Genomic DNA, 12000 nt, shown 5'->3' with positions numbered 1-12000 from the left:
CGGTGCAGGCAGTCGGCCCGTGGCGCCCCATTGAACTGTCCAGCGACGCGCCGCACGCTTTCGACACGATCGATCTGACCAGCCGTCTCGAAGACGACGACGGCGTTGTTTCGCTCACGCTACATTTCGTTTATCCGCAAGACGTCGACAGCTGCGCTGCCTCGTTGAATTGCGGTGGCATTGTTTCGTCTTTGCAATGGCGCGATGCATATACACTGACCGGCAATGCGCGTGTGCCGCACGCTAAACGATGGTGGCCGCACACGCATGGCGAGCCCACTTTATATCCTCTGACGTTGCAACTCGGTGACGATGCCGCGATGTCTCATTCATTGGGATCGATCGGCTTTCGCAGCATCGAAGTGGAGCGCGGCGCGGACGGCGCGGGCTTCGCATTGCGCGTAAATGGCACGCCGGTGTTCTGCCGCGGCGCCTGCTGGACCAGCGCGGATCTCGTCACACTCACCGGCACCGAGGCGCAATTGCGCCACGCTTTCGCGCTGGCTCGCGATGCGGGCATGAACATGCTGCGGGTAGGCGGCACGATGGTGTACGAGTCCGACGCGTTCTACGCGCTTGCTGACGAATACGGCCTGCTCATCTGGCAAGACTTCGCGCTGGCGAATTTCGACTACCCGAACGATGCCGCCTTCAGGGCCGCCGTCGAGCGCGAAGCCACCCAATTTCTGACCCGCACGCGGCGCTTCGCAGCGCTCGCGGTGCTGTGCGGCGGCAGCGAAGTCGACCAGCAGGCGGCCATGTTCGGCCTGCCCGCTTCGATGCGCGCGCAACCGCTTTTTACTGAATGCTTACCGGCTGTCGCCACGCGCGAGCGGCCGGATGTCCCGTATGTGAGCAACTCGCCGTCGGGCGGCGCCTGGCCGTTTTCGACTAACGAGGGCATCGCGCATTACTACGGCGTGGGCGCCTATCAACGCCCGCTCGACGACGTGCGCCGCGCGCAGGTCCGCTTTGCCGCGGAATGTCTGGCGTTCGCCAACGTGCCCGACGACGCCACCTTGCACGGCGCGCTCGGCACGCTCCATTCGCACGATCCGCGCTGGAAAGCGGCGGTCCCGCGCGACCCCGGCGCCGGCTGGGATTTCGACGACGTACGCGACCATTATCTACAGACGGTCTACGGCATCGAGCCGGCCCGGTTGCGCTACGAAGACCCTGAGCGCTATCTGGATCTGTCGCGGGCGGTGGTCGCCGATCTGATGAGCGACGTGTTCGCCGAATGGCGGCGCAGCGGCTCGACGTGCGGCGGCGCGCTGGTCTGGCAGCTTCAGGATCTGCGCCCCGGCGCGGGCTGGGGCTTGATTGATGCCACAGGACGGCCTAAAAGCGCCCTCCACGGGCTCGCGGCAACGCTCCAACCCATCCAGCTGGTCGTGACCGACGAAGGCCTCAACGGCCTCGATATTCATCTGCTGAACGAACGCGCCGAACCCTTGCTCGCGCAACTGGAGCTGGTCTGCCTGCGCGACGGCAGCGTCAAGGTGGCGTCGGCCAGCCGCGCGGTGGAACTGGCGCCGCACAGCACACAGCGGATCGGCGCGGCCGAGTGCCTCGGACAGTTCTTCGATTTCACCCACGCCTACCGCTTCGGCCCGCGCGCCCACGATGTCACGATTGCGACGCTACGCGATCCGGCAAGCGGCCGGATCGTTTCAGAAGCGGTTCATCTGCCGGAGCGGCGCGCGGGCGAGCGTCACGACCTCGGTCTGACGGTCAGCCCCGAGCGCACCGCCGACGGCTGGCAACTGGTCGTCGAAGCAAAGCGCTTCGCGCGCTTCATTCACATCATCGACGCGCATTACCGCGCCGCGCACGACTGGTTCCATCTGCCGCCGAACCGCCCCTGCATCGTGCCGCTCATCCCTGTCGAAAAATTCGTTGCAGATGCATCTAATGCATCGTTTAAAGCAGACGCAACATGCGTGGCGCCCACAGGCGAAGTCCGCGCGATCAATGCGATAGCCGCCACCTTCTACGGCTGACTGTCGTCCCTGCACTAGCCGTCCCTTCGCAAGCCGCATAAAACCTCGCGCTGCGCGAATCCACCTGTCTGGTCTGCGGAATCAGTGTTGGTTATTTTGCGACTTCCGCGCGCTTCAAAATCGACACTCCGTACGCGAGCACACGCAACGTATGGAACACATCTGAATCAATTCAGACACATCCCGGACGGCCCCCGATAACGCCCCCTCGACGGCTATTTCATCCGTGAGACAGCCACCTCAAAGAGGTGCTCATCACCCGCTAAGCCAATCTGATCAACGACTTGGCTCGAATAAAAAGCCGCTTCGCAGGGCGGCTGCGCGAACCAGGCGTTGTGCAGAATTGAAACAAAAAGCCGCGTTTGGCTTCGCGCGCCGCTAAGGTCTGGTTCGCTGCGCCGCACCAGCACTCGTTTTCCCTATGGCTGGCACGCTCCTCGCTAAAGAGAAAGCGCAACATCGCGTCGCCGTAACGAGATCTACAAGAACGGCGGTGGCGCATCAGGCCAATACGGGGCCGTTCCTGTTCATCCCTCGCTGCTCGCCAGGCAGCAAAGTTGTTGTTTCAGGGATGCAGGCATCGGATCAAAAAACACGAAGCCACGCAGCGCGGGGTTTCAGCGAGGACCGATCATGTTGACACTTCAATCAGATTTGCACGGCAACCATTTGCTCGGCGCATTGCCGTCCCACGAATGGCAAGCACTTGCTCCCCATCTCGAACTGGTTCATCTGCGCACCGAGCAGCTGCTGTGCGATTCAGGTCAACGGATCCATCACGTCTACTTCCCGACCACTGCGATCATCTCGATGCTCTCGACGATGGAAGACGGCAGCTCGGTCGAAATCGCCGCGGTCGGCCGCGAAGGCATGACCGGCGTGCCGGTGCTCACGGGCGGCGAAACCATGCCGAACCGCGTGCAGGTGCAATGCGCCGGCTTCGCGTACCGGATGAGCGCACAGGCGCTCAAGCAGCAATTCGCACGCTCCGACTTTCTGCGCCGCCTGATGCTGCTGTACATGCACGCCCTGCTCACGCAAGTCGCGCAAACCGCGGCCTGCAATCGCCACCACGCATTGAACAAGCAACTGTGCCGCTGGTTGCTGATCGAAGTGGACCGCGTGGCATCGAACGATTTGACGGTCACCCAGCAACTGATCGCCGACATGCTCGGCGTGCGCCGCGAAGGCATTACCGAAGCGGCCGGCAAGTTGCACGACGAAGGCCTGATTCATCACAGCCGCGGCCACATCAAGATCCTCGACCGCAAAGGTCTGGAAGCGCGTGCCTGCGAATGCTACGGCCTCGTGAAGCGCGAATTCGACCGCCTGCTGCCGCGTCTGCGCCAGGCTGAAACCGTCGAGTAAGCAGCCGGCCTCAAGGCTGCATCGTTCGAATACAGGGTAGATCATCATGTTCAGGAATACTGCGCGATGCCTCGACGCACTCTTTGTGATTGCGGGCGGGCTGCTCGCTCACGGGATGCGTTTCTCGGCACCAATGGCGCTGTCCGACACCGAGCGCCTCCTGATCGCGTTTAACTGCGTGCTCGTGTTGTTGATGTTTCCCGGCTTCGGCGTCTATGAAACGTGGCGCGGCAAGGCGCTGCCTTCCATGCTGGCGAGAGTGGCCGCCGCGTGGCTGGTGGTGGTCGCCACCGCCCTCGTGCTGGCGTTCACCTTGCATCGCATGGATGCGGTTTCGCGGCTGTGGTTCGGTTACTCCACGCTGATCTCCGGCGCGCTCATCATCGTCACCAAGTGTCTCGTGCACGTGGCGCTGCGCAGCGTGCGCCGGCGCGGCATGAACTTCCGCACGGTCGCGATCGTCGGTGCACCCGGCTTCTCGCGCACCCTGCTCGCGCATCTCGACCATGCGCCGCAAGCGGGCTTCAAACCGGTCTGCGTGTTCGATACCAGCATCGAAGCGGCCGGCACTTACGGCGCGCGTCTCAAGCGCTTGCCGGTGCTGACCGATCTGAACGCGTTCGCGGCCAAGGTGCGCGAAGAGCACGTAAACGAAGTGTGGCTCGCGTTGCCGCTTTCGGAAGAACATACGATTTATCGCTTCCAGCGCATCTTCCGGCACGACTTCGTGAACCTGCGCTTCATCCCGGATGTGCGCAGCCTCTCGCTGTTCAACCACGCACTGGTGGATGTCGTCGGTTTACCGACGCTCAATCTGAGCGCCACGCCCCTGTCGTCACCGCAGATGTGGCCCAAGCTGATCTTCGACCGCCTGTTCGCGGCGGCCGCGCTGCTCATGCTCGCGCCCGTGTTCGTCGCGCTCGCGATCGGCATCAAGCTGAGCTCGCCGGGGCCGGTGTTCTTCCGCCAGACCCGCAAGGGCGTGGACGGCCAGCCGTTCGCGATCTACAAGTTCCGTTCGATGACCGTGCACCACGAAGCGCACGGCCAGCTCACCCAGGCCGCGCGCAACGACACGCGCGTGACGAAACTCGGCGGCTTCATGCGCCGCACGAGTCTGGACGAACTGCCGCAATTTCTGAACGTGCTGCTCGGCCAGATGTCGGTGGTCGGTCCGCGTCCGCATGCGGTCGAACACGACGATCTCTACAAGGATCAGGTGTACGGCTACATGAACCGCTACCGCATCAAGCCGGGCATTACCGGCTGGGCCCAGGTGAACGGTTATCGCGGCGCCACCACCAAGGTCGAAAAGATGGAGACGCGCGTCAAGTTCGATCTCTTCTATATCCATAACTGGTCGTTCTGGTTCGACATGAAGATCGTGTTCATTACGATCTTCAAGGGCTTCGTCGGCCGCAACGCATTTTGACCATGCCACTCCGGGAACCCTTCGTGAAAGTCTCCGTGATCGTGCCGACTTACCGGCGCACCGCCGATCTCGCACGCTGCCTCGCGGCACTCGAGGCGCAGGAGCGCCGCGCCGACGAAGTGATCGTGATCGCACGCCACGACGATTACGCGACGCTCGACTGGCTGCGCACGCGCGAGGCGAGCCGGCCCGACCCGCGCCGCTGGGTCGTGCTGGTGCAGCAGCCGGGCGTGGTCGCGGCCTACAACCTCGGCGTGGACAGCGCGAGCGGCGACGTGCTCTGCTTTACCGACGACGACGCCGCGCCGCATCCCGACTGGATCGCGCGGATCGCCCGCGCGTTCGAAAGCGATGCGGCACTCGGCGGCCTCGGCGGGCGCGACATCGTGCATGAACGCAATGGCATCCTGCAAGGACAAAAGCCGCGGGTGGGCCTCGTGCGCTGGTATGGCCGGACCATCGGCAACCACCATATCGGCCACGGCGCGGCCCGCGAAGTGCAGGTGCTCAAGGGTGTCAACATGGCGTTTCGCCGCGAGGCGATCGGCACGCTGCGCTTCGACTCGCGCTTACGCGGCACCGGCGCGCAGGTTCACTGCGAAATGGCCTTCAGTCTGGACGTGCAACGGCGCGGCTGGACCCTGATTTACGACCCGTCGCTGCTGGTGGAGCATTTCCCGGCTCCGCGCAGCGACGAAGACCAGCGCTTCTCATTTAACGACGCGGCTTTCTATAACGCGTCATTCAATCTCCGACTCATCATGTGCGAATACCTGACGCCACCCGGCCGATGGGCGTTCGTCGTGTACTCGACGTTGATCGGCGATCGTGCGGACCCGGGGTTCCTGCGCGCATTGTCATTGGCATTCGAACGCGGCGGCGTGGCACTTGCGCTTCGCAAATGGAGAGTCGGTTTACGCGCAATGCGCGGGGCATGGCAGGAGGCGGCACGCTGACAGATCAGCGCGCCGCTTCACGCGAGGGACCACCAAAATGACTATCAAAACAATTGCCGCAGGGCTCGCGGCCGCATCTCTATGCGCCTGTTCACTGGCGCCTGGACCGTATCTTGACACCGACCGTCTGCAACCGGCTACTCCACCGGAGCGCACGGCCGATAAATTTCCGGTCCACGCGATCGACGTCGGCTATTTTCGCCAGCAGCGCGCGGCCGCGGTACCGGCCGTGTGCCCGCTGTCGTGCCTGACGGCGCAGACACGCGGTGGTTACGACTACCGGCTCGGCATCGGCGACCAGTTGAGCATCATCGTCTGGGATCACCCGGAACTGACCGGCGGTGGCGCGGGCGTGGCGGTACCGCCGCTGCCCGCCACCGGCGGCACCACGCCTTCGCCCGGCCCCACGCAGACTCAGGGCGCGACACCGATCGCGCCGACATTGTCGGGCGGCGGAGAAGGCGGACTGACCGTGCGTGTCGCGAACAACGGCACGATCTTCTTTCCGCGCGTGGGCCGCATCAAAGTGGTCGGCATGAACGCGCAGCAGGTTCAGGAAGCGCTGACGAAGGGGCTCTCGAAGACGATTCGCAACCCTCAGCTCGACGTGCGCGTATCGGGTTTCAACAGCCAGTCGGTGCAGGTGACCGGCAATCTGCGCACCCCTGCCTCCGAAGCGATCACCGATGCGCCGCTGACCGTGCTCGACGCGATCAATCGCGCAGGCGGCGCGTTGCCCGACGCGGATCTGCAGAACGTGGGCGTGACCCGCGACGGCAAGCGCTACACCGTCGACGTCGCCGCGCTGCTCGAAACCGGCGATCCGCAGCAGAACGTGCTGCTGAAAGATGGCGACATCATCGACGTGCCGGACCGCGCGAATAGCCGCGTGTTCGTGCTGGGCGAAGTCAACAAGCCGACTTCGCTGCCGATGAACCGCGGCCGCCTGACGCTCGCCGACGCGCTGACCGGCGCCGGCAGTCTCGACGTCAAGACCGGCGACCCGCGTTTCGTCTACGTGGTGCGCGGCGCCGACAAGACGCTCACGCCCGACGTCTATCAACTCGATATGACTCAGGTCGACGCGCTGATGCTGATGACCAAGTTCGAGCTTCAGCCAAAGGACGTGGTGTACGTGCAGGTCTCGAGCGCGGCACGCTTTAATCGCGCACTCGAACAGATCTCGCCGACCCTGCAGGACCTGTTCTACACGGTCCAACTGTCCAGATAAATCGCACGCAACGGAGTATCCCTATGAGTACGTATGACATGCTGGACCACGGGCCGGCGCCGAGCAGCGACGAAGATGCGGTGATGCGCGACTTGCTGCGCATGATCATGGATCAGATCTGGTGGGTGATCGGCATTGCCGGTTGCGTGATTCTTGCCGCGGTGATCTATACGAAGCTCTCCACGCCGATCTATTCCGCCGACGCCCTGCTTCAGGTCGACCCGCAGAGCAACACCGGCTCGCAAGCCCAAAGCGCGGCCGTGTCGTTGATGCCGTCGATCGGCCCGATGCGCACCGACGCGGAAATCGAAATCATCAAGAGCCGCGCGGTGGTCGAGCCGGTGGTCGAGCAGTTCAAGCTGAATTTCAGCACGGCCGCGAAAACCATCCCGGTGCTCGGCACGGTCTCCTCGTGGTTCGCGCGTCCGGGCCATCCGCTCGGCGCCGCGTTCGGGATGAACTCGTATGCGTGGGGCGGCGAGCAATTCGAGGTCGAGTCGATCACCGTGCCGAAAGCGCTGGAGGGCCAGCGTCTGACACTGCGCGTGCTCGAATACGGCCGCTATGAATTGACCGATGCGTTCGGGCAGCAGGTTCTCACCGGCGCTGCGGGTCAGGAAGCGCACGGCGACGGCGTCACGCTGTTCGTCAAGACTCTCGTGGCCCGCCCCGGCACCGAGTTCTACGTGACCCGCTTCAACCAGCTGGATGCGGTCGCGGCGCTCTCGTCGGGCTTGCAGGTCGGTGAAAAAGGCCGCGACACCGGCGTCGTGCAACTGTCGTACATGGGCACCGATCCGCGCGCGATCACCGCGATCACCAATGCGGTGGCGGCGTCGTACCTGGCGCAACGCACCGAACGCGCGCAGGAAGAAGCGAGCCACATGCTGACCTTCCTGAACAGTGAATTGCCGCGTCTGCGCGCCGAAGTGAAAAAGACCGAGACCGCGTTGTCCGAGTATCAGTCGAAGACCGGTTCGTTCCAGCCGACTCAGGAGGCCGGGGTGTATCTTGCCGGCGGTCTCGACTACGAGAAGCAGATCGCGACACTGCGCATCCAGCGCGCGCAGCTGCTGCAGCGCTTCACGGAAGAGAGTCCTGAAGTGCAGCAGGTGGACTCGCAACTGGCGGCGATGTCGCGCGAAAAAGCCCGCTTCGAAGATCACTTCAGCACGCTGCCGAGTTCGGAACGCGACGCGCTGTCGTTGCAGCGCGATGCGAAGGTCGCCGAAGAAATTTATGTGGCGTTGATGAACAAAACCCAGGAGCTGTCGATATCGCGTGCCGGCACGATCGGCAACGTGCATATCATCGACCAGGCCTTGTTGCCGTCGCAGCCGGTGCGGCCCAAGTCGGCGCTGATCATTTCGGCGGGCACGCTGCTCGGCATCATCGCCGGCGTGCTGTTCGCGTTCTGCCGCCGCACGTTCTTTACCGGCGTGGCCGATCCCGAGTTCGTCGAACGGCGCTTTCAGCTGCCGATCTTCGGCTCGATTGCCTTCAGCCCTGAACAGGCGCGCAGCGACCGCCAGTTGAGCGCGATGCGCAGCGCCGCCCTGCCCGCTCCCAGGTCGACGCCGACCGAAGTGCCGGTGGGCTCGTCGGGCGCCACGCGCCAGCTTCGATCGGGTTCGGCGGTCCGCCAGGGCGACGTACCGGTTGGCACCCAGACCGTCATTGCGTCGAGCAGGGCGCCGATGCGGCCGCTGCTGGTGAAGACCCATCCGTACGACTCGACGGTGGAAGGCCTGCGTGGGCTGCGCGCGACGCTGCAATTCGGCTTGATCGATGCGCCCAACCGCATCGTGGCGATCACGAGCCCGGCACCCTCGGACGGGAAGAGCTTTCTGTGCGCGAACCTCGCGGCATTGATTGCGGAATCGGGCAAACGCGTGCTGCTGATCGATGCCGATCTGCGGCGCGGCCGCCTCGCGCAGTATCTCGGCCGCTCGCCTAATGGCGGCTTGACCGAGCTGCTGACGGGTCAGGTCGATCTGGAAGTGGCGGCTCGCGCGACGGGCGTGGAGGGTTTGCACTTCATCGCGGCGGGCGCTTATCCGCCGAATCCGTCCGAGATTCTGACCTCGGCGCGCTTCGGCGAAATCCTTGCGCGTTTCGAGCAGGAGTTCGATCTGGTGATCGTCGATACGCCGCCGCTGCTGGCGGTGGCCGATGCGGCGGTGATCGCGCATATTGCCGGTTCGACGGTGCTGGTGATGCGCTCCGGCGCTCACACGGAGGGCCACGTGGCCGAAGCGCTGAAGAAACTACGGCGTGCGCGGGCCCGGGTGGTGGGCGGCGTGATGAACGCGGTGCCGCTCAAGACCCACAACAAGAACGGCACGTATGACTACGCGTATGCGTACACCTACTCCGCCGGCGATCCGCTCGATACGCGCGAAACGCGATAGACCGGCTTGGAAGCCGTTCAATGAAGGGGCTGCACCGGATCGCGGTGCAGCCTTTTTTTATCTGCTGGCGGACGGCTTCGTGCGTAGGGACGTTGGTGCGCAGTTCATGCTTGAGGACGTTGGCGGCCGGGCTCGTGCGGAAGGACAGTGGCGCGCGTTTCATGCGTATCGAACAGGACTGGAACTGACGCGGCAAGCGCCAACGCCGGTGGCTTGGCATGCAAGCCGCCGGCGTGGCGTGAACGGAACGTTAAACTGTGCAATACAACTCGCAGTCAGCCGGGTGGCCAACGCTTCCTGCCACGCTCCTGCGAGGCCAGTGGCGCATGGCGCATGGCGCATGGCACACCGCGCATGGCGCATGGCCAAAACCGAACGACCCGCACAGCGCACGGCACAAGGCCGGCGCTGCGCGTTTTTTACAGAAACACGCTGACGTCAGTATGAAAACGTACGGCCAGCGCCTTCGCCACCTTTTTACTGATGGCGCGCCGGCCCGCGAGAATATCGCTCACCACGGTGGGCGATGCGATCCCAATCAGGTCCTTTTGCTTGAGGCCGTGCGTCTCGAGCAGATGCCGCAATACCTCTCGCGGCTCCGCCTTCGGGAGGGTCACGTTGCGCGCTTTCCAGCTTTCGATCAGGTCGGTGACAATTGCGAACAGATCGGCCAGCGGATCTTCCTCGTTGCCGTTGAGATGATCGGCGAGCGAGTTCGCGAGCCGCACCATCGACTGATAGTTCTGCTCGTTGCGAATGGGCGTGATGGGTAGTTGGGTTTGCAGCGCAGCCCAGATTTGGGCAACGTCGGGAAAGGCTCCCGGAAGCCGATCGGCATTCATGAGTTTAAATTCTTCCTCGTCCAAAAGGTCGTATTCCGCATGCGTCAAGACATGACGAACGAACAACGACTGCCTGTTGTAGTGTATCGCCGCGATGATTCGAAACCGGTTGCCGCCTACATCGAAAACGGTGTATTGCGGCGGCACGTAATCCACCCCGGCGAACGTCTGCTTCAGGTCGTTATAGCCATACGCGAGGCAAGCCTGCGCCAGTGAGTGCCACGTCAACAACGCACTGCGCGCCTCCGGATGTCTCTTTATAAAGTCCAGCAACGCCTTCTTTGAAATGACCCGCATCCTGTTTCCTCGCATGTACAGACGCGCCAATCAAGCACGCTCTACCTGCAAGGCAAATGGGATGGGATCGACACCGATAGCTGGCCGGACGGCATAGACCGAACGGCCAGCTACGGCTTGCTGCGGTACCACAACGTCGTTTTATTCGCGTATTGCGAAGTTCGCAACATGCGAATAAAGAGACCGATGAAGGCGCTCCAAGGCGCCTTCACGAAAGCACGCCACTCACTATCGCGCTGCACGCGAACGCCCGCGCATCAGCGTCCCCAGCTGCCGCCCTGAGCGCGTTCGACCGGCCACGCAAGGTCCTCGGTGGCCAGCTCGGGTTCGATCCGCTCCGCCGCCGCCACCCGCAAACGCCAGCCCGAGGCCGCGATCGTGCGTGTTACTTCGGCCATGAAGGCGCGCCGGAAAACCGCCGCCGAAAACCGCTCGGCGTTGGCGCGGCATGCCGCCGCTGTGATCTGCGCACCCTGCCGCTCGAAGCGGTCGATCGCGTCGAGCATCGAGACGACCGTTTGGCGTGCGAAGTACACACCGGTAGGACGCGCCTCGCCGATCGGCACGACCGTTTCGAGCGCCCCGCCCTTGCCGAAAGCGATGACCGGCGTGCCGCACGCCTGCGCTTCGAGCGCGACGATGCCGAAGTCTTCTTCGGCGGCGAACACGAAGGCGCGCGCGCGTTGCAGATGATCCTTGAGCACCTTGAACGGCTGATAGCCGAGGATCGTCACGTTCGGGCCGGCCTTGGCGCGAATCGCCGCCATTTCCGGACCGTCGCCGATCACGATCAGCTTGCGGTGCGGCGTCGCGGTGAAGGTTTCGACGATCAGATCGATGCGCTTGTACGGCACCATGCGCGAGGCGGTCAGATAGAAATCGTCCTTGTGCGTGCACAGGTCGAACTTGTGCACGTCGACGGGAGGCGAAATCACCGCCGCCTCGCGCCGGTACGTTTTCATCACGCGCCGCGCGACGAATTGTGAATTCGCGATCAGCCGGTCCACACCGTTGGCCGAGTGCGAGTCCCAGCCGCGCAGATAATGGAGCAACGCACGCACGGCCCACGACTTAGGCCCGCGTGTCAGATTCGCTTCGCGCAAATACTGGTGTTGCAGATCCCACGCGTAGCGCATCGGCGAATGCACGTAGCTCACGTGCGTCTGATCGGGACCGACCAGCACGCCCTTGGCGACCGCATAGGAACTGGTGATGACGAGGTCGTAGCCCGAGAGATCGAACTGCTCGATCGCGAGCGGCATCAACGGCAGATACGCGCGATAGCGGCGCCGCGCAAACGGCAGGTGTTGGATGAACGAGGTCGTGACAGGCTTGCCGCCTACCGGCCGGCGGTCTTCGAGGAAATCGACGAGGCTGAAAAGATCGGCATCGGGAAAGCACTCGATGATCTGTTCGAGCACTTTCTCGGCACCGCCTGGTGCGACGAGCCAGTCGTGCAC

The 12000-nt window shown here is 63.6% G+C and carries 8 protein-coding genes and 1 pseudogene; 6 read left to right on the top strand and 3 right to left on the bottom strand.

The features are described from left to right. The 6 genes from QOC89_RS15365 to QOC89_RS15340 form a co-directional block, all read left to right on the top strand. Positions 1-2003 (top strand): glycoside hydrolase family 2 protein (locus tag QOC89_RS15365; protein ID WP_323045787.1); only part of this gene is annotated, 2003 nt, incomplete at its 5' end. A gap of 633 nt (positions 2004-2636) precedes the next feature. After that, entirely contained in the window at positions 2637-3371 is a 735-nt protein-coding gene (locus tag QOC89_RS15360) for a Crp/Fnr family transcriptional regulator (protein ID WP_028198151.1), read from the top strand. A gap of 46 nt (positions 3372-3417) precedes the next feature. Then, the gene (locus tag QOC89_RS15355) at positions 3418-4803 is read left to right on the top strand and encodes an undecaprenyl-phosphate glucose phosphotransferase (protein WP_323045786.1); all 1386 of its coding nucleotides are present in this window, start codon (positions 3418-3420) and stop codon (positions 4801-4803) included. A 2-nt stretch (positions 4804-4805) separates the two neighbouring features. Then, the gene (locus tag QOC89_RS15350) at positions 4806-5759 is read left to right on the top strand and encodes a glycosyltransferase family 2 protein (RefSeq protein WP_323045785.1); all 954 of its coding nucleotides are present in this window, start codon (positions 4806-4808) and stop codon (positions 5757-5759) included. A 37-nt stretch (positions 5760-5796) separates the two neighbouring features. Then, the gene (locus QOC89_RS15345) at positions 5797-6990 is read left to right on the top strand and encodes a polysaccharide biosynthesis/export family protein (protein ID WP_323045784.1); all 1194 of its coding nucleotides are present in this window, start codon (positions 5797-5799) and stop codon (positions 6988-6990) included. Positions 6991-7013: 23 nt separating this feature from the next. Further along, entirely contained in the window at positions 7014-9401 is a 2388-nt protein-coding gene (locus tag QOC89_RS15340) for a polysaccharide biosynthesis tyrosine autokinase (protein WP_323045783.1), read from the top strand. Positions 9402-9820: 419 nt separating this feature from the next. Here the strand turns inward: QOC89_RS15340 and QOC89_RS15335 are convergent, their stop codons facing one another. The 3 genes and pseudogenes from QOC89_RS15335 to QOC89_RS15325 form a co-directional block, all read right to left on the bottom strand. After that, entirely contained in the window at positions 9821-10243 is a 423-nt protein-coding gene (locus tag QOC89_RS15335; protein ID WP_323045788.1) for a transcriptional regulator, read from the bottom strand. Between the two features lie 87 nt (positions 10244-10330). Continuing rightward, positions 10331-10540 (bottom strand): annotated as a pseudogene (locus tag QOC89_RS15330) (type II toxin-antitoxin system HigB family toxin); the annotation flags it as partial. Between the two features lie 257 nt (positions 10541-10797). Then, a partial coding sequence (locus QOC89_RS15325; protein WP_323045782.1) for a glycosyltransferase family 4 protein occupies positions 10798-12000 on the bottom strand: 1203 nt, incomplete at its 5' end.

Source organism: Paraburkholderia sp. (assembly GCF_034668105.1).
Lineage (GTDB): Bacteria > Pseudomonadota > Gammaproteobacteria > Burkholderiales > Burkholderiaceae > Paraburkholderia.
This window is presented reverse-complemented; position numbering and strand designations above follow the sequence as displayed.

What these genes read in the sequence shown, in the direction of transcription:
- QOC89_RS15360 (WP_028198151.1), top strand. Translation starts at nt 2,637, where the DNA reads ATGTTGACACTTCAATCAGATTTGCACGGCAACCATTTGCTCGGCGCA.
- QOC89_RS15355 (WP_323045786.1), top strand. Translation starts at nt 3,418, where the DNA reads ATGTTCAGGAATACTGCGCGATGCCTCGACGCACTCTTTGTGATTGCG.
- QOC89_RS15350 (WP_323045785.1), top strand. Translation starts at nt 4,806, where the DNA reads ATGCCACTCCGGGAACCCTTCGTGAAAGTCTCCGTGATCGTGCCGACT.
- QOC89_RS15345 (WP_323045784.1), top strand. Translation starts at nt 5,797, where the DNA reads ATGACTATCAAAACAATTGCCGCAGGGCTCGCGGCCGCATCTCTATGC.
- QOC89_RS15340 (WP_323045783.1), top strand. Translation starts at nt 7,014, where the DNA reads ATGAGTACGTATGACATGCTGGACCACGGGCCGGCGCCGAGCAGCGAC.
- QOC89_RS15335 (WP_323045788.1), bottom strand. Translation starts at nt 10,243, where the DNA reads ATGAATGCCGATCGGCTTCCGGGAGCCTTTCCCGACGTTGCCCAAATC.